The 17,132-nt window shown below is 59.6% G+C and carries 16 protein-coding genes and 1 pseudogene; 8 read left to right on the top strand and 9 right to left on the bottom strand.

From position 1 onward, the window contains the following. The first annotated feature begins 35 nt into the window (after nt 1-35). Nucleotides 36-1,154: a molecular chaperone DnaJ gene (gene dnaJ, locus AWR36_RS12240; protein WP_067085333.1), complete on the top strand. Its 1,119-nt coding sequence runs from the start codon at nt 36-38 to the stop codon at nt 1,152-1,154. Between the two features lie 52 nt (nt 1,155-1,206). Here dnaJ and AWR36_RS12235 read toward each other — a convergent pair whose 3' ends face one another. Then, complete coding sequence (locus tag AWR36_RS12235) at nt 1,207-1,665, bottom strand: hypothetical protein (protein WP_141398529.1); 459 nt, start codon at nt 1,663-1,665, stop codon at nt 1,207-1,209. 206 nt (nt 1,666-1,871) lie between these two features. On the opposite strand from AWR36_RS12235, the gene dapB reads away from it, so the two are divergent. From dapB to greA, 7 genes and pseudogenes are all read left to right on the top strand, one after another. Further along, complete coding sequence (gene dapB, locus AWR36_RS12230; protein WP_067085329.1) at nt 1,872-2,693, top strand: 4-hydroxy-tetrahydrodipicolinate reductase; 822 nt, start codon at nt 1,872-1,874, stop codon at nt 2,691-2,693. Between the two features lie 55 nt (nt 2,694-2,748). After that, nucleotides 2,749-3,156, top strand: a pseudogene (locus tag AWR36_RS16390) (ATP-dependent zinc protease family protein); the annotation flags it as partial. Between the two features lie 84 nt (nt 3,157-3,240). Continuing rightward, nucleotides 3,241-4,188 carry a 30S ribosomal protein S6--L-glutamate ligase gene (rimK, locus tag AWR36_RS12225; protein ID WP_231745331.1) on the top strand — a complete coding sequence of 316 codons (948 nt, stop codon included), beginning with the start codon at nt 3,241-3,243 and terminating at the stop codon, nt 4,186-4,188. 313 nt (nt 4,189-4,501) lie between these two features. Beyond that, complete coding sequence (locus tag AWR36_RS12220; RefSeq protein ID WP_231745319.1) at nt 4,502-5,089, top strand: YfiR family protein; 588 nt, start codon at nt 4,502-4,504, stop codon at nt 5,087-5,089. Between the two features lie 469 nt (nt 5,090-5,558). Next, entirely contained in the window at nt 5,559-6,695 is a 1,137-nt protein-coding gene (gene carA / locus AWR36_RS12215) for a glutamine-hydrolyzing carbamoyl-phosphate synthase small subunit (protein ID WP_067085325.1), read from the top strand. A gap of 76 nt (nt 6,696-6,771) precedes the next feature. Continuing rightward, the gene (gene carB, locus AWR36_RS12210; RefSeq protein ID WP_067085323.1) at nt 6,772-10,002 is read left to right on the top strand and encodes a carbamoyl-phosphate synthase large subunit; all 3,231 of its coding nucleotides are present in this window, start codon (nt 6,772-6,774) and stop codon (nt 10,000-10,002) included. Nucleotides 10,003-10,127: 125 nt separating this feature from the next. Next, a complete protein-coding gene (greA, locus tag AWR36_RS12205; RefSeq protein ID WP_067085320.1) occupies nt 10,128-10,604 on the top strand; it encodes a transcription elongation factor GreA in 477 nt (158 codons plus the stop codon). A gap of 114 nt (nt 10,605-10,718) precedes the next feature. Here greA and AWR36_RS12200 read toward each other — a convergent pair whose 3' ends face one another. The 8 genes from AWR36_RS12200 to AWR36_RS12165 all read right to left on the bottom strand — a co-directional run bounded on the left by AWR36_RS12200 (nt 10,719) and on the right by AWR36_RS12165 (nt 17,030). Beyond that, nucleotides 10,719-11,609, bottom strand: coding sequence for a hypothetical protein (locus tag AWR36_RS12200; RefSeq protein ID WP_067085319.1), 891 nt, complete (start codon nt 11,607-11,609; stop codon nt 10,719-10,721). A gap of 134 nt (nt 11,610-11,743) precedes the next feature. Beyond that, complete coding sequence (locus AWR36_RS12195; protein ID WP_067085317.1) at nt 11,744-12,619, bottom strand: hypothetical protein; 876 nt, start codon at nt 12,617-12,619, stop codon at nt 11,744-11,746. Nucleotides 12,620-12,667: 48 nt separating this feature from the next. Then, nucleotides 12,668-13,228: a hypothetical protein gene (locus AWR36_RS12190; RefSeq protein ID WP_067085315.1), complete on the bottom strand. Its 561-nt coding sequence runs from the start codon at nt 13,226-13,228 to the stop codon at nt 12,668-12,670. 171 nt (nt 13,229-13,399) lie between these two features. Further along, nucleotides 13,400-14,275 carry a hypothetical protein gene (locus AWR36_RS12185; RefSeq protein WP_067085313.1) on the bottom strand — a complete coding sequence of 292 codons (876 nt, stop codon included), beginning with the start codon at nt 14,273-14,275 and terminating at the stop codon, nt 13,400-13,402. Between the two features lie 372 nt (nt 14,276-14,647). Next, nucleotides 14,648-15,514 carry a CsgG/HfaB family protein gene (locus AWR36_RS12180; protein ID WP_067085311.1) on the bottom strand — a complete coding sequence of 289 codons (867 nt, stop codon included), beginning with the start codon at nt 15,512-15,514 and terminating at the stop codon, nt 14,648-14,650. 54 nt (nt 15,515-15,568) lie between these two features. Then, nucleotides 15,569-15,988: a curli assembly protein CsgF gene (locus tag AWR36_RS12175; protein WP_067085309.1), complete on the bottom strand. Its 420-nt coding sequence runs from the start codon at nt 15,986-15,988 to the stop codon at nt 15,569-15,571. Continuing rightward, on the bottom strand, nt 15,988-16,440 hold the full coding sequence (locus AWR36_RS12170) for a curli production assembly/transport protein CsgE (RefSeq protein ID WP_082679579.1): 453 nt from the start codon (nt 16,438-16,440) through the stop codon (nt 15,988-15,990). The genes AWR36_RS12175 and AWR36_RS12170 overlap by 1 nt, the downstream gene beginning before the upstream one ends. Further along, nucleotides 16,437-17,030 carry a helix-turn-helix transcriptional regulator gene (locus tag AWR36_RS12165; RefSeq protein WP_067085307.1) on the bottom strand — a complete coding sequence of 198 codons (594 nt, stop codon included), beginning with the start codon at nt 17,028-17,030 and terminating at the stop codon, nt 16,437-16,439. The genes AWR36_RS12170 and AWR36_RS12165 overlap by 4 nt, the downstream gene beginning before the upstream one ends. Nucleotides 17,031-17,132 lie beyond the last annotated feature (102 nt).

The raw sequence follows: 17,132 nt of genomic DNA, 5'->3' as shown, positions 1-17,132 counted from the left end.
GACCGGCGAACTGGCCGGTCCAGAGAAGCAGATTTATGTCGAAGCGCGATTACTACGAAATTCTCGGTGTCAGCAAAGGTGCGGACGAGAAAGAGCTCAAGAAAGCCTATCGCCGGGTGGCGATGAAATATCACCCGGACCGCAATCCCGATGACAAGGAGGCAGAGGCCAAGTTCAAGGAGGCCAATGAGGCCTACGAGGTCCTGTCCGACCCGCAGAAGAAAGCGGCTTACGACCAGTTTGGCCATGAGGGCGTCGAGGGCCAGATGGGTGGTGGTGCCGGTGGCTTCGGTGGTTTCTCCGATATTTTCGGCGACGTCTTCGGCGATATCTTTGGTGGCGGAGGCGGCCGCCGTGGTGGCCCCGCGCGGGGCTCCGACCTGCGTTACGACCTGGAGCTGGACCTGGAAGACGCGGTGCGCGGCACCAACGTCAAGATCCGTGTGCCCACCCTGGTCGGCTGTGATACCTGTGACGGTTCTGGCGCCAAGCCGGGCTCCAAACCGCAGACCTGTGGCACTTGTGGCGGTGTCGGCCAGGTGCGCATGCAGCAGGGCTTTTTCTCGGTGCAGCAGACCTGCCCCAATTGTCGCGGACGCGGCACCATCATCAGCGACCCCTGTGGCAGCTGTCACGGTGCCGGTCGCGTGGAGCAGACCAAGACCCTGTCGGTGAAGGTGCCGCCCGGTGTCGATACCGGTGACCGCATTCGCCTGACCGGCGAGGGCGAGGCAGGGCCGGACGGAGGACCGCCCGGCGACCTGTACGTACAGGTGGTGGTAAAGGAGCACGAGCTGTTCCAGCGTGATGGCCGCAATCTCTATTGCGAGGTGCCCATCAGCTTCGTCACCGCGGCGCTGGGCGGCGAACTGGAGGTGCCGACCCTGGACGGCAAGGTGAAGCTCAAGATCCCGGCGGAGTCCCAGACCGGCAAACTGTTCCGCCTGCGCGGCAAGGGTGTCACCCCGGTGCGCGGTGGTGCACCGGGCGACCTGCTTTGCCGTGTGGTGGTGGAAACCCCAGTCAACCTGACGGGGAAGCAGAAAGAACTCCTGCAGGAATTTGCCGATACCCTTAGCGAGAAAAAGAACTCTCCCCGCCAGACTGGCTGGTTTGAAGGGGTGAAGAACTTTTTCGGTGACATGAAGCTCTAGGGTTTACCGGCCCCAACCTTGAGGGCGGCCGTCCGGCCGCCCGAGTTCAGGACTACCCATCCATCAGCCCGTCGAGCCGTTCACGAAAGTCCTGGTGATATTCCCGCTGTATTTGCTTAAGTGATTTCAGCTGGTCCGGTGCCAGCAGCGGCACCAGTTTGGCGCGGGTTTCGGCACGAATGGCGATCATCTTGGCATCGATTTCCTCGACCTCCTGCTCGCTGAGGTGCGGTGTTGCCCCGCTCAGGAAACCGTAGGACTTGAGCATTGCTTTTTTGCGCTGGAAATTCTGCTCGAGGATGGGCAGGACTTTCTCCTCCTGTTCCGGCGTGAGCTCCAGGCGCAGGGTTACCCAGTCGGTAATGTCGTCATACTTTTCCCAGAAATCCTCGCCGAGACCCTCCTCACGGGCACAACCCGCGAGCAGCAGTAAGAGGGCACCGAGAGAGAGCCAGCGGTAAACACTACCCGAGGGGCAGTGCAGATACGGGAATTGTTGCCGGTTCATCATGAGTTCTCCTTGGCTTTTACCCATCCTAGACTCCTCCTGTTGTCGCCCCAGCGGATCTCGCGTTGCACTGTGCCTTTCACCGCCATCTGTTCGATCAAATCATGGTTGTCGTGACCGGCTCTGTTATCTTTTTGCATGCTCCCGCGGCGACAGGCGCCGCTACTGCGCGTTAGAATCCGACGCTTTGTGCAATCAGGAGAGAATGCATGGCGGTAAAGGTTGCTGTCACCGGTTTCGGTGGGCGAATGGGGCGGGCGCTGGCCCAGGCGCTGGTGCAATCCGAAGCGGCAGAACTCTCGGCAGCGATAGTGCGGCCGGACTCCAGCCTGGTGGGCGCCGATGCCGGCGAGGTGGCGGGGCTCGGCAACCTTGGGCTGCCAATAGTCGGGTCGCTCGAGAAAGCCGAATTCGATGTTTTGATCGACTTTTCCGCACCTGCGGCGACCCTGGCTAATGCGTCTTTCTGTGCCGAGCGCGATAAGCCGATCGTAATCGGTACCACTGGCTTCGACGGCGAGGAAAAAGAGCGGCTGTTGAAGGAGGCCGATCGTATTCCGCTATGCCTGGCCAGCAATTTTTCCACTGGCGTGAATCTCTGCTTCCAGCTTTTGCAAATGGCTGCGCGGGTCATGGGCGAGGATGCAGACATCGAGCTTGTCGAGGCCCATCACCGCCATAAAGTGGATGCGCCCTCCGGCACGGCGCTGAGTATGGGCGAGGTGATTGCCGACACCCTGGGCCGGGACCTGTCGAAAGTGGCGGTATACGGTCGCGAGGGACAGACCGGCGCCAGGGAACGGGACACCATCGGTTTTGCCACCGTCCGCGGCGGCGATGTGGTGGGTGATCACACGGTAATGTTCCTCGCCGACGGCGAGCGGGTGGAAATCAGCCATCGGGCCAGTAGCCGGCTCTCTTTCGCTCGCGGCGCGGTGCGCGCGGCGCTGTGGCTCGTTGGCGAGGGCGGAGAGGTCGGTGAGAAACCTGCCCCCGGCCACTACGATATGCGCGATGTCCTCGGTCTGTAAGTTTTGCGGTTTTCCCTGATTGCGCCCTGCGCAATGTTTCCAGTTCAAGGAGCCAATGGGTTTGGAAAAGAAATTGATCGTCGGCAGTGAGGAGTGGTGCAGCTTTCCCTCTCTCGGTATTCCCGCCATCAAGGCGCGAGTGGATTCTGGTGCCAAGACTTCCAGCCTGCACGCCTACAATATCCAGACATTTAAAAGGGACGGCGAACCCTGGGTAAGTTTTGAGGCCCACCCCCTCCAGCACCTGCGCCGTCCGTCGGTGCGCTGTGAAGCAAAGCTGCTGGACAAGCGCATGGTGCGTAGCTCCTCCGGTGACTCGGAGAAGCGCCCGGTAATCCGCACCGCGCTGTCCATTGGTGGCTGCGTCTGGGATATCGAGCTGACGCTGACCAATCGGGACACCATGGGCTATCGCATGCTGCTGGGCCGCGAGGCGATGCTCGGTCGCATGCTGGTGGACCCGTCCGAGAGCTTCTGTCTCGGTGACGTCCGCCCCAGCGAACTGGAAGAATACTACCGGGACGAGCACCATATTGCCGGCACCGGCCTGCGTATCGGCCTGCTGGCCTCCAACCCGGATCTGTACAGCAATCAGCGCATCATGGAGGCGGGGGCGGAGCGCGGCCACCGCATGAGCTTCCTGGATATCCGCCAGTGCTATATGAAGCTGGATCCGACCGATCCGGAAGTGCATTACCGCGACGGCCGTATTCTCAACAACCTGGACGCGGTTATCCCCCGTATCCGCCCCAGCCAGACTTTTTATGGATGCGCCCTGACCCGCCACTTCGAAAGTCTCGGTGTGTTCGCCCTGAACGGCTCTGCCGCCATCAGCCAATCGCGAGACAAACTGTTTTCCCTGCAGTTGCTGCAACAGAGCGGCCTGAATATCCCCACCTCGGGGTTCGCCAACTCGCCGGTGGACACCAATGAACTGATCGAGATGGTGGGTGGTGCGCCGCTGATCGTGAAGTTACTGGAGGGAACCCAGGGCCGCGGCGTGGTGCTGGCGGAGACCCGCAAGGCGGGTGAGTCGGTGATCAATGCGTTCAAGGCCCTGAAGGCCAACCTGTTGGTGCAGGAATTTATCCGCGAGGCCCAGGGCCGCGATCTGCGCCTGTTCGTGATCGACGGCAAGGTAGTGGCATCGATCCAGCGTGAGGCTGCGCCCGGGGAGTTCCGCGCCAATATTCACCAGGGTGGCACCGCTTCCGTAGTGAAGGTCACGACCGAAGAGAAGCGTCTCGCGGTCAAGGCAGCCAAGGTGCTCGGTCTCAAGGTGGCCGGCGTCGATATCATCCGTTCGAAGAAGGGCCCCCTGTTACTGGAAGTCAATTCCTCGCCGGGGCTCGAGGGTATCGAGAGCGCCACGCGGAAGGATGTGGCCGGCGCCATGATCGTCTCCATTGAGAAAGCCCTCAAGTGGCGCCCACCGATGCCCAGCGGCGACGGGACCCTGGCCGCGGATGCCGAGGTTCCACCAGCCGGGGACTGATTATCTGGCGCGCGAATGGCCCGCAACTTCCGGGCATTGTCGCGTCTTCCCCTGCCTTGCGCCTCTCCCGTTCTGCAACTTTCGGGTGACCTTGCCAGGGGTGATTTTGGCGAACCTCTGCCGCCGAGACTACCCTGAAGCTGGGAGACTGCGCGTTCGCTCGCGCAAGTCTCCAGGGCGCGACGGGCGCGGTGGTTGCACTACTCCCCCGCCTGCCGCTGCCAACCTTCAATCAATGCCGCCACGGAATGGCGACAGGGGCGGGAGCCATCCCGCATCTCTTTGTAGCGGGTCAATGCATGGAATCGCTGGCATGAAAAGCAGCAAGGTATTACCGGAAAACGCTATCTGGAACAGCCTCTTGGCGGCGTGGTTGTGCCTGGGAAGTCTGCTGCTGCCGTCTCTGGCCAGTGCTGCCCCGCGGTTATCGGATACAGAGGCGGGCAGGGCGGTGATGGTGAATTATATTATTCACTTTGCCCACCATATCCAGTGGCCCATCGAGGCATTTAATGGTACCGATGCCCCCTTTCGGGTGTGCCTTGTCGGTGAAAACCAGATTCGTGAAGCGCTGTGGGCACGCCTGAAGCACCAGAGTATCGACGGGCGCAGGGCGTCAGTGGAGACGCTGGCGCACGGCGAGCTGCGCCGGGCCCGTGACTGCCAAGTGCTGTTGTTGCTGGCGCTGCCGCGGGCCGATCAGCTGGAGATTATCGGCGCACTGCAATACTTCCCGGTGTTGACCATGAGCGACTCCCCGAGGTTTGCGGCAACCGGGGGAATGGTGGAGTTTGTCGGCAGCGGGGCGCAGGTATCCCTGCGCCTCAACAAGACCATGCTGGAGCGGGCAGAACTCAAGACCGGCACCAGCCTGTTCCGGCTTACCCGTCACGTCCCCTAGTGTGCAGGGCTGTGCAGGGCGCGGCACCCAGGGTTCAATGACACAGGGTGATCGAGGGAGTGAGAAGGCGGCGAGAAGGAGGTGAGGGCGCGGAGGCCGTGGCCCCGATGGCCGGGAGCAGTGACGGGACCGGGCTTGGCGTTAGAATCGACGCTTTTTTGCACTGGCGTCCGCCGGCCACATACCGTACAATCTGCGCCCGGTTTGGGCATGTCCCGCAGCGCGTTTCAACTGCGCAGCGGCGGTCCGTCAACGCCGGTGGCAAGCGCCGGCCAACATGTGAGAGCCGCGCGTGAATAATTTCAAAAAGCGAGATGAAGCGGAAGTTTCATCTCGCTTTTTTATAGGGGCGACGAGAGCAGTCCCAGCACCGAGGCTGCTCGGTGCCGCCCCGACCCATCCCGCCCGGAAGCAGTTCTGAAGATTGGAGATCACGTTGAGTAAAACTGTCCCCACGCCGGAGTCCCTGATGCCCCGCACTACCCCGGCCCTGCTGGTCCTCGCCGACGGCAGCGAGTTTCACGGGCGCGCGATCGGCGCTCACGGTAGCTCCACCGGCGAGGTGGTGTTCAACACCTCGATGACCGGCTACCAGGAAATCCTGACGGATCCCTCCTACGCCCGCCAGATCGTCACCCTGACGTACCCCCACATCGGCAACACCGGCACCAATGCCGAAGATGAGGAGGCGGCGGAGATCTGGGCTGCGGGCCTGGTGATTCGCGATCTGCCCCTGCTGGCGAGCAGTTTCCGCAACGAGCAGTCCCTGGAGGACTACCTGAAGGCGCGCAACATTGTCGGTATCGCCGATATCGATACCCGTCGCCTGACCCGGCTGCTGCGCGACGGCGGTGCCCAGAGCGGCTGCATTGTCGCCGGTGACGATATTGACCGCGAGGCTGCACTGGCCAAGGCACGGGAGTTTGCCGGCCTGAAGGGAATGGATCTGGCCAAAGTGGTTTCGACGAAGAAACCCTACCCGTATAACGAGGGCACCTGGGCTCTCGGCCAGGGACACAAGCCGGCCCCGGCGGCGCAACCCTACAAGGTGGTGGCCTACGACTTCGGCGTAAAACGCAACATCCTGCGCATGCTGGTGGACCGCGGCTGCGAAATCACTGTGGTACCGGCGCAGACACCGGCCTCCGAAGTACTGGCCATGAAACCGGATGGCGTCTTCCTCTCCAACGGTCCCGGCGACCCCGAGCCCTGTGAGTACGCCATTGCCGCGATCCGCGAAATCCTCGAAGCGGAAATTCCCACCTACGGCATCTGCCTTGGCCACCAGCTGCTGGGCCTGGCCGTGGGTGCCCGCTCTGCGAAGATGAAGTTCGGTCATCACGGTGGCAACCATCCGGTGCAGTGCCTGCAGAGCGGTCGGGTGATGATCACCGCCCAGAACCACGGCTTCGCCATCGATGAGGACTCCCTGCCGGACAGCGTGGAAGTGACCCACGTCTCCCTGTTCGACAAGACCAACCAGGGTATTCGTCTCAAGGACAAGCCGGCCTTCAGTTTCCAGGGTCACCCGGAAGCGAGCCCGGGCCCTCACGATATGGCGCCCCTGTTCGATCAGTTCATCGACATGATGGAGGAGCGCCGCTAGGCGGCGCCCCAGCAAAACGCCCGAGAGAGACAACCTTAAAACGACCGGCTACAGGCCGGCGTGAAGCGGAAGAAAGATGCCAAAACGCACAGACATCAAAAGCATTCTGATTATCGGCGCCGGTCCCATCGTGATCGGTCAGGCCTGTGAGTTTGACTACTCCGGTGCCCAGGCCTGTAAGGCGCTGCGGGAAGAGGGGTACCGGGTGATCCTGGTGAACTCCAACCCGGCCACCATCATGACCGACCCGGCGATGGCAGATGCCACTTACATCGAACCGGTGGAGTGGAAAACCGTTGCCAAAATCATCGAGGAGGAACGCCCTGACGCGATCCTGCCCACCATGGGTGGACAGACCGCGCTGAACTGCGCGCTGGCGCTGGACAAGCACGGCGTGCTGGAAAAGTTCGGCGTAGAGCTGATCGGTGCTGACAAGGAGGCCATCGAAAAGGCCGAAGACCGCGACCTGTTCGACAAGGCGATGCGTGCCATCGGCCTCGAAACCCCGCGCGCCAAGATCGTCCACTCCATGGAGGAGGCGAAGAAGGTCCCGGAAGAGTTCGGTTTCCCGGTCATCATCCGTCCATCATTCACCATGGGTGGTTCCGGTGGCGGAGTGGCCTACAACTGGCCGGAATTTGAGGAAATCTGCAAGCGCGGCCTCGATCTGTCCCCGACCAATGAGCTGCTGATCGACGAATCACTGCTCGGCTGGAAAGAGTACGAGATGGAGGTGGTTCGCGATAAGAACGACAACTGCATCATCGTCTGCTCCATCGAGAACTTCGACCCGATGGGTGTGCACACCGGTGACTCCATTACCGTGGCACCGGCGCAGACGCTCACCGACAAGGAATACCAGCTGATGCGCAACGCCTCCATCGCGGTGCTGCGGGAGATCGGCGTGGAGACCGGCGGTTCCAACGTGCAGTTCGGTGTGTGCCCGAACACTGGCCGCATGGTAGTGATCGAGATGAACCCGCGGGTATCCCGCTCGTCGGCGCTGGCCTCCAAGGCTACTGGTTTCCCGATTGCCAAGGTGGCCGCCAAGCTGGCGGTGGGTTACACCCTCGACGAGTTGCAGAACGAGATCACCGGCGGTGCCACGCCGGCATCCTTCGAGCCGTCCATCGATTACGTGGTTACCAAGATTCCGCGGTTTACCTTCGAGAAGTTCGGCGAGGCGGATGCCCGCCTGACCACCCAGATGAAATCCGTGGGTGAAGTCATGGCCATCGGCCGCACTTTCCAGGAGTCCCTGCAGAAGGCGCTGCGCGGTCTGGAAGTGGGCAGCTTTGGCCTGGAGAGCAAGATCGACCCGAACGAGGACGGGGCCAAGGAGCGTCTGCGCCGCGAGCTGTCAGTCGCCGGCGCCGAACGCATCTGGTATGTCGGCGATGCGTTCCGCATGGGCATGACCGTGGAAGAGGTGTTCGAGCTGTCCAAAATCGATCCGTGGTTCCTGGTGCAGATCGAGGAACTGATCAAGATCGAAGAACCGCTCAAGGCGTTGCCCACTTCAGCCCTGACCGCTGAGCATATGCGCTTCCTGAAGCGCAAGGGCTTCTCCGACAAGCGCTTGGCGGACCTGCTGGGTGTGAGCCAGAAGACCGTGCGCGAGTTCCGCCACAAATTGGGTGTCTTCCCCTCCTTCAAGCGGGTGGATACCTGCGCGGCAGAATTTGCCACCAGCACCGCTTACATGTACTCCACCTACGACGAGGAGTGCGAGGCCAATCCGTCGGACAAGAAAAAGATCATGGTGCTTGGCGGCGGCCCCAACCGTATCGGCCAGGGCATCGAGTTCGATTACTGCTGTGTGCATGCCGCTCTGGCCATGCGCGATGACGGCTACGAGACCATCATGGTCAACTGCAACCCGGAGACGGTTTCTACCGACTACGATACCTCCGACCGCCTCTACTTCGAGCCGGTGACCCTGGAAGACGTGCTGGAAATTGTGCGCAAGGAAAATCCCACCGGGGTGATCGTGCAGTTCGGTGGCCAGACGCCGCTGAACCTGGCCCGCTACCTGGCGGCAGAGGGGGTGCCCATCATCGGCACTACCCCGGAGCAGATCGACCGCGCCGAGGACCGCGAGCGCTTCCAGCAGATGATCGTGCGCCTGGGCCTCAAGCAGCCCGAGAACGCCATCGTCCGCTCCATCACCGAAGCTGTGCAGGCGGCCAGGGATGTGGGTTACCCGCTGGTGGTGCGCCCCTCCTACGTGCTGGGTGGCCGCGCCATGGAGATCGTCTATAAGGAAGACGAGCTGCTGAACTACATGAAAGAGGCGGTGCAGGTGTCCGACGAGGCACCGGTGCTTTTGGATAACTTCCTCAACGCGGCCATCGAAGTGGATATCGACGCGGTGTCCGATGGCAATGATGTCGTCATCGGTGCCATCATGCAGCACATCGAGCAGGCCGGCGTACACTCCGGTGACTCCGCCTGTTCCCTGCCGCCCTACAGCCTGCCCGCAGACGTGCAGGACAAGATGCGCGAGCAGGTGAAGGCGATGGCACGCGAACTGGGCGTGGTGGGCCTGATGAATACCCAGCTGGCTTACCAGGATGGCGAAATCTACGTCATCGAGGTCAACCCGCGTGCCTCCCGTACCGTGCCGTTTGTCTCCAAGTGCATCGGCACCTCCCTGGCCAAGGTGGCGGCCCGCTGCCAGGCCGGTATCAGTCTGGAGGACCAGGGCTTTACCGAGGAGATCGTGCCGGATTACTTCTCCGTCAAGGAGTCGGTGTTCCCCTTCAACAAGTTCCCGAAGGTGGACCCGATCCTCGGTCCGGAGATGAAATCCACCGGCGAGGTGATGGGCGTGGGCGCGACTTTCGCCGAGGCCTTCGACAAGGGCCTGCTGGCCGCCGGCGATACCCTGCCGGAGTCCGGCAAGGTGTTTATCTCCGTACGCGACACCGACAAGGACGCGGTGGTAGCGGTGGCCCGCGACCTGGCGACCCTCGGCTTTGAGCTGGTGGCTACCCGCGGAACGGCGCAGGTATTGCAAGATCACGGCATTGCCGTTACAACCGTCAACAAGATGAGTGAAGGTCGTCCGCATATCGTCGATATGATCAAAAACGACGAGATTGCACTGGTGGTCAACACCACCGAAGGGCGTCAGGCCATTCGCGACTCGGCCGATATTCGCCGCAGCGCGGAGAATCACCAGGTCTGCTACACCACCACGCTGGCGGCGGCCAAGGCCATGGCCCTGGCGATGCAGCTGGGCGAACCGCTCAAGGTTCGCCGTCTGCAGGACCTGCACCAGCGCGTGGTCAAGCTGCCGGAGTAACGCCGGTCACTCAGGCCGCCAGGCACCAGCGTCTGCGCGGCCGGCCACTCTGAACACAACAATCGCAGCCAGGTCCCCCGAAACAGGGGGCCTGGTTTTGTCGTTATAAAAACTGGAGGCCCACATTGAACCGGGTACCAATGACTGTCGAAGGCGCCGAATCACTGCGCACCGAGCTGAACAACCTGAAAAAAGTCGAGCGTCCCGCCGTCGTGCAGGCGATCGCTGAGGCGCGCGAACACGGTGACCTGAAAGAGAACGCCGAATATCACGCCGCACGGGAAAAGCAGGGGTTTATCGAGGGCCGAATCCAGGAAATTGAAGCCAAGCTTTCTCACGCCCAGGTCATCGATGTCAAAACCATCGAGCCGAGTGACAAGGTGATCTTTGGCACCACCGTCACCATCATCCATATGGAGACGGACGAAGAGGTTACCTACAAAATCGTCGGTGACGACGAGGCGGATGTGAAGCACAAGAAAATTTCTGTGAACTCGCCCATCGCCCGCGCGCTAATCGGCAAGGAAGTGGGCGACGTGGTGGAAGTGCACACTCCGTCTGGCTCGGTGGAATACGAGATCGATTCCGTCGAGCATCTGTAAGCCGGGTTGTTTTTCAGCAGGAAAGGGCGGCCAGCTGGCCGCCCTTTTTTGTTGTTGAAAGTACTCTTGGGATACGGATCACCCGATGCTTGCCCCGTTAAACGAAATACTGCACTACTGGACGATAGTGGCAGTGTTTCCGGTGCCGACCTGGGTGGTGATGGCCGTCTCGTTGTAGCCGCTCTGGATGATCAGCACTTCGTTGAGCGTGCCCTGCTGGTTGGTGATGGCGAGATGACCACCGCCATAGCCATAGGCGCCGGTCTGATAGATGGTGGCATTGTTGCCCACCCCGGCCTGATAGACGCGGGCCTCGCTGTACCAAGCATCCTGCTGGATGGTGGCGTTGTTGGCCCAGCCGTCCTGATCGATAAGCGCCGAGTTCCCCACATCTGCCTGCTCGATATTGGCCGTGTTCATACCGCCGGCCTGGATTATGGTCGCCTCGTGGCCGATACCCGCCTGGTCGATGTCAGCGGCGTTGCCCTGGCCCTGCTGGATGATGGACGCGTCCGCATTGAAGCTGGCAAATTGATAGATGCTGCCGTTATGGAAGGAGCCGGTTTGCTCGATGGTGGCACTGTTGTCCGAACCCTGAGCCTGGTAGGTGTGGGCGGTATTGGCAAAGCCCGTCTGGCGGATGGTGGCACTGCTGCCATATTCCATTAACTGATAGGTGTAGCCCTCATTGCCGGCACCATCCTGATAGATGCTGGCCACATTGTCCGAGCCACTCCACTGGTAAGAGTATGCCTCGTTGTAGGCGCCATTCTGCACCTGGTAAATACTGCTGTTGTTTTCCTGCTCCTGTACTGCCTGGGCATCGTTGAAGGAGCCATCCTGGGTCTGGTCGATAAGATTGTTGAGGGTGCCCGCCACGCTCTGGTCGGCGTTGGCGGTGTTGCCGGCACCACTCTGGTTGAGGTTGGCGGTGTTCTCGGCTGCCGACACAAACGCTGCTGAAGTGATCAGTGCAGCCACTGCCGCCAGGGGCAGAATCTTCATGATTTCTCCTCGTAACTTTGACTCGTTTATGCGGGCTCGTTGGTGTCGTCTTATTTCTGTAGTCTGCCCCGGCCGTCAGGATAACAACGACCGGGGCAGGCGCTTACTGCATTTCAGTGATCTCGTGGATCCCCTTACTGGAAGACCACGGCGTTGTTGCCGGCACCATTCTGGAATACTGCTGCATTCTCGTTGTTACCGAACTGGCCTACCAGAGCATTGTTGAAGAGGCCGATCTGGGAAGTTTGCGCCTGGTTCCCATTGCCCACCTGGCCAATATAGGCGTCGTTACCAAGACCGGACTGCTCCATAAAGCCCAGGTTGTTGCGTCCGGCCTGGGAAACATCTCCCTCGTTGCCGATACCATCTTGCAGAATTACGGCATCGTTGCCGGCACCCAGTTGACGGGTATCCGCATCGTTCAGCTCGCCGTCCTGTTGAATGTCGGATCGATGCGCGCGGCCGGACTGCCAGGCATCGGCATTGTTGGCGAAGCCATCCTGCAGAATGCTGGCACTCGAGCTCTGGCTCAGTAGCTGCATCACGCTGGCGGTATTGAAGGAACCATCTTGCAAGATGTCAGAGGTGTTATTGACACCGTGGGACTGAACGGCATTGGCATAGTTCTTGAGACCAACCTGGACAGTCACAATGGAACTGTTGCGTTCCACTTTCTGTACACTGTATGAGCTGTTGGCGTCACCAAGCTGGAATGTCGTACTCAAATTACCCACGCCATAAGATTGGCGGCTGAAGGCCCTGTTCAGCGCACCGGTCTGATCCTGAAAGATGGTGCTGTTGCGCTCACCGTTCTGTATAGCCTTGCCGCGGTTGTAAAATCCATCCTGATCCTGGTTGATGGTGTTGTTGACGGTATTCGGGGCGGTTTGATCTGCGTCGGCGCTGTTGCCGGTGCCTGACTGGACCACGTTGGTAGTATTACCCGCTGCGAGCGCTGTACCACTGAGGGCAAAAAGCACGGCTGCAGCGATCGGGGCTAACGTCTTCATAGGATACTCCTTTACATCAAGTTATCGGACGTCGAGAGGAAACCAGCGTTAGTCATACTGGTTGACGATGGTACTGATGCCAGTACCAACCTGTTTTACCGCGGTATGGAGCCCATTACCGCTCTGGTAAATCGTGACACTGTTGATATTGCCCACCTGGTCGATCAATGCTGAATTGGTAATGCCGAACTGGGATATATCGGCGCTGTGACCAAATCCGGTCTGCCCCAGCAGGATAAAATTCTCCAGACCGACCTGAAGCATGGCGGCGATATTGTCTTCACCCCGCTGCTGCGTCAGCACGTTATTACCACTCCCAACCTGATGGATAGAAACGCCATTGCGGTAGCCGACTTGTGCGGCCGAGATGAAGTTCAGCGTGCCATCCTGACTGCTTTCGAGGTCGTTGAAGTGTCCATTCTGATACAGCACTTCCAGGTTGCTGGCGTTGTCTGAATAGCGGTTGGCATCGAGTTCACTGGCTAGCGCCAGATCTGTGCCGCCTGTCAGGTCCTGGGCTTGTGCACCGGCCGTCGCGAAGATGAGCAGTAGCACAAGGATCCCGCACTGGCGCAGGTTCAGGTGGGGTGTTTCGTTTATCGCATCCATGCGTTTGCCACTGAAAGGCTGGTGGATATGTGATCAACTGTTACTACAGTGTCGGTGGTGCACCGTAAGAGTGCCATGAGAAAACCCGGCAGAATCCATGAGAAAAAAGTTTGTACCGGCGAAATCCCGCACTGAAGGGCGGCACGGGGTGCCGCCCTTCGTGAAGCACTGTTACTGGAATACGATAGCGGTATTCCATGCGCCATACTGATGCACTTCTGCATTCTCCTGCAGACCTAACTGATTCACGTATGCCGCGTTGTAGTCGCCGTACTGGCGGGTCTTGGCCACGTTGAAGTAACCGTCCTGCACGGTATAGGCATCATTGCCATAACCATCCTGGTGGATGACGGCCTCGTTGTGGGAACCCCACTGATCGAGCCCCGCATAGTTGTCCATACCGGCCTGGACGATATAGCCGTCATTCCCCCAGCCATACTGTGCCGATTGGAAATCGTTGGCAAAGCCGCGCTGGGTAAGGTTGATGTCCTGCTGCTTGCCGGTCTGCTCGACATGGGCATCCTGTCCGAAGCCGTACTGCTTGACACGTGCCGTGGATCCCCAGCTCAGGAACTGATCGATCTGGGCGTAATTGAAGAAGCCTTCCTGATCAACGCTCGCATAGTTTTTTTCGCCCAAAGCCTGCTGGACATAGGCGTGGTTGCCGAAGAGGCTTTGCGTGACCTTGATCTCGCTGTAAGCCTCGTAGTACTGGAGAGTGGTGGCGCTGTTATAGACGCCGTCCTGCTCGACCGTCGTCATATTTTCATAGCCACCCTGCTGGTAGGAGGCGGCCTCGTTCATGATGCCGTACTGGTTCTGGTTGATGTAGCTGTCACTGGCACCATACTGCTCTGCATAGGCTTCGTTAAAAAAGCCCTCCTGCACCTGCATGATGGTGTTGTTATAGGTGCCTTCACCGGCCTGGTCGGAGTGGGCGTAGTTACCCTCACCGTTCTGGGTAACGTTGGCTGTATTCTCGTCCGCGAGAGCGGCTCCGCTGGCAGCGAGCAGTAGGGCAGTAGCGATCGGGGTTAACGTCTTCATCGATATCTCCTTTACATCTGACGTCTTGGAAAATCAGTGGTCCTTCGACTGATTTTTTGTGCCCCTGTGGGCACGGGACTGGTCAGCAAAAAAGGTTGTGACGCTAGCGGCCGCCTATTCGTTGATCAGTCGGGTCGATTTTTGATCATGCCTGTCCCATTCGCCATGGGGAGTAAGTGTTCATTTGTTGAGAAGAAAGTATGTTTTTTGTTCATTCCTTTTTAGTCAGGGAGCAGCGAACGACAATACGGACATGCTTTTCCACCGGGGTGTGCCGGTGGACGCCCGCTAAACAGAGGTTGAAAGATTTTTGATCATCCGGGGGAGGAGGCGGCCGCGAATGAATGCAGCGGCGTCCTCCTTCAAGGGGGGTCAGAGCACGGCTGTGCTTTCGTTGAGGTAGTACTGGAGGATTGGGTTACTGATTTCCTCGGGATGCTTGAGTGCCCAGGAGTTGGCAATGATGCCCTGACCGATCAGGTGAATAACCGCCGCTTCCATGGCGGAGAGTGCCGCCAATTGCGCCGGTTCATTGGTGGTGATGCCTGCCTCCATTTCCAGCAGTCGGCGGAACTTTACGAACCGGAAGACACCGCTGGTGATCTCCTTGGAATAAACGGATTTCGATGTCAGCACCGAATGCAGGACCCGGCCGCTGCGGATATCCACGGCTCGCAAGTTGACCGTCACCTGGTCCACCCGGTATTGCCCGGAGAGGCCAATACCGTAATAGCGAGCGCCGACACCACCGGTCTGCAGGTTAGTGTCGTAGGCGACGATACCCCCCTCAAGCAGGATGTTGGCGGCGAGCAGAGAGGGCAGCTCCGTGTTGTTGGGCGGAGCGTTCGGTTTGTTCAGGGCCGCGCGAATAATCTTGCGCTCGGTAAGGAGGTTTTGCAGTCCCTCGCGCTCCAGGGGAATGAACCACCCCGACTGGTTCAGCACGTCCATCAGCATAGATGCGCCCCCCTGGCTGATGGCGGTGGAGAAGCTACTGGCCGGTGCAGGTTTGTACTGACCGGTCTGATCACGGAAGTTATAGATCGCGGCCGGGATCTTGCCCGCGGGAGCTGGCAGGCGCAGCAGGTCATGAAAGGTAGGTGCGCGAGGGGTCAGCTGAGCCCGGTCGATACCCGGCCCAAACAGGGAGTCACTGGCACTTTTCAGTACAGAGCAGCCACCGAGTGTGGCGACCACGGCCAGAAGTGGCACGGTTAGCAGACGCTTGGCTTTACGCATTCTTGCCTCCGGGGACAATCACTTATTGTTAGAGCGCGTAGTTGGGTTCTGGTGTCAGTTCAGCGGGTCCAGGCCGGTCACGATAATCTCGCTGGTATCGCCGGTATCGCGATCGGTGATCAATACCGTGAGGGTGCCGTCGACGTCCACGATCTGCACGATAAAATCATCAGTGATCAGCTCGCCGCTGTTACCGTTACCCACGTCCGTCAACAGCTGGCTCAGTAAGCGGGTCTCGAGGGAGTCGGTGAAGCGGTCCAGGGGGCTCTGCTGCTGAAGCAGGCTGTCGGGGCGATCCGGATCGTCATTGGTATCCTGGGCCTGGGCATTATTGAGTAAAAAAGTCCCGTTCAGTGGGTTGCCACCGAAGTTGGGGTTGACCGGCTGATAGACCAGCTCGGTGGCGTTAGTGCCGGGACTGCTCACCGATGAGAGAGTGGCGAACAGCAAACCGAGAAAGGTAGTGCTTTTCATCAGATTTCATCCTTGCCAAGATCAAAATTGTCCTCAAGTGCTTCGCGCAGTTTCTGCTGTAGCACCTGTTCGTGAATCTGTACTGCCGCCTGTTCCGCCAGTTCCTGAATATTGTTGGTGCCGGGGCGAATAAAGCGACGGTAAACAGTTTTGTAGTTGTAAGTGATCCAGATCAGGTTGCCCCAGCGGGCGGAGGGGCGTTCCCGCACCGTCAGGTTGTAGTCCGCATCCGGGTAGTGAAAGTTGCGGTATTCACTCATAAAACGCGCGAAATCGTGGCCTGTCCGGGTGATGGTCTGGTCGATATTGAAGCCGCTGATTTCGTCCTCCAGTCGACCTTCGCTTTCCTCCAGTGCACCTCCATTGACGTCATTGGCGACTCCCGCAACCTGACTAAAGCTGGCCGCGGGAAGGACCGTCAGCAAAAGGAAGACAGTCGTCCGCCAGGTCATGTGCGCTCCGGTTCCAGGTGCAGCTTGGCCCAGTTGCTCGCCTGCACCCGGTTTTTGACCCCAATCTTCTTGAAGATGTTGTACATGTGGTTTTTGACAGTGTGCTCACTAAGGTGCAGTCGCGAGGCAATGGTGCTGTTGGCGTCCCCGGTGGTGAGCTGAAAAAGAATCTCCTGCTCTCGCCGGGTGAGGAGGAGGCGGCTTTGCATGCTCGCGCGGCGGGCATCCTCGCGATGTTCCAGCGCTTCGCGCAGATTTCGGATGAGCGTCTGCTGGCTGCAGGCAGCGTCGGAGACGAAATGAATATTGGGGGCACGCAGCTGGTTGGCAACGCGGCTGGAAAGCTCTTGCGGGAAATTGATCAGCAGGATCAGCGGGTGATCAAGTGACCGAAGCTGGGTGACACGACGCGTAGAGTCTCCACCGCTCAGGATCTGCCAGCAATCCACGACGATGGCGCTGTAATGCTGCAGGCAGTGTCGCTGCCTGCCCAGTTCGGCTTTTTCCCAACTCATGGGTAGAGCCTCCGAAACCAGGGCGTAAAGCAATTCTCCCTGCAGGCCGGGTTGGCTGAAAAAAAGTACCGGCATGAACCCTTTCCTTTTGATTCCGTGTCGAGCGCAATCCGTTATTTCCCAGATGTTGGTTCATCTCGCGTAGCCGTCGCGAACGGTAAGGCAAGCGACTCCTGA

It is taken from the genome of Microbulbifer flavimaris (assembly GCF_001641755.2).
In the GTDB taxonomy this organism is placed as follows: domain Bacteria; phylum Pseudomonadota; class Gammaproteobacteria; order Pseudomonadales; family Cellvibrionaceae; genus Microbulbifer; species Microbulbifer flavimaris.
The sequence above is the reverse complement of the archived record's forward strand: the minus strand, read 5'-3'. Positions and strand labels throughout refer to the sequence as shown.

Coding starts and splice junctions, on each gene's coding strand:
- AWR36_RS12170 (WP_082679579.1), bottom strand. CDS start 16,440: ATGACCTGGCGGACGACTGTCTTCCTTTTGCTGACGGTCCTTCCCGCG.
- AWR36_RS12220 (WP_231745319.1), top strand. CDS start 4,502: ATGAAAAGCAGCAAGGTATTACCGGAAAACGCTATCTGGAACAGCCTC.
- carB (WP_067085323.1), top strand. CDS start 6,772: ATGCCAAAACGCACAGACATCAAAAGCATTCTGATTATCGGCGCCGGT.
- carA (WP_067085325.1), top strand. CDS start 5,559: ATGCCCCGCACTACCCCGGCCCTGCTGGTCCTCGCCGACGGCAGCGAG.
- AWR36_RS12180 (WP_067085311.1), bottom strand. CDS start 15,514: ATGCGTAAAGCCAAGCGTCTGCTAACCGTGCCACTTCTGGCCGTGGTC.
- AWR36_RS12165 (WP_067085307.1), bottom strand. CDS start 17,030: ATGCCGGTACTTTTTTTCAGCCAACCCGGCCTGCAGGGAGAATTGCTT.
- AWR36_RS12190 (WP_067085315.1), bottom strand. CDS start 13,228: ATGGATGCGATAAACGAAACACCCCACCTGAACCTGCGCCAGTGCGGG.
- dnaJ (WP_067085333.1), top strand. CDS start 36: ATGTCGAAGCGCGATTACTACGAAATTCTCGGTGTCAGCAAAGGTGCG.
- AWR36_RS12195 (WP_067085317.1), bottom strand. CDS start 12,619: ATGAAGACGTTAGCCCCGATCGCTGCAGCCGTGCTTTTTGCCCTCAGT.
- AWR36_RS12185 (WP_067085313.1), bottom strand. CDS start 14,275: ATGAAGACGTTAACCCCGATCGCTACTGCCCTACTGCTCGCTGCCAGC.
- dapB (WP_067085329.1), top strand. CDS start 1,872: ATGGCGGTAAAGGTTGCTGTCACCGGTTTCGGTGGGCGAATGGGGCGG.
- AWR36_RS12200 (WP_067085319.1), bottom strand. CDS start 11,609: ATGAAGATTCTGCCCCTGGCGGCAGTGGCTGCACTGATCACTTCAGCA.
- AWR36_RS12235 (WP_141398529.1), bottom strand. CDS start 1,665: ATGATGAACCGGCAACAATTCCCGTATCTGCACTGCCCCTCGGGTAGT.
- AWR36_RS12175 (WP_067085309.1), bottom strand. CDS start 15,988: ATGAAAAGCACTACCTTTCTCGGTTTGCTGTTCGCCACTCTCTCATCG.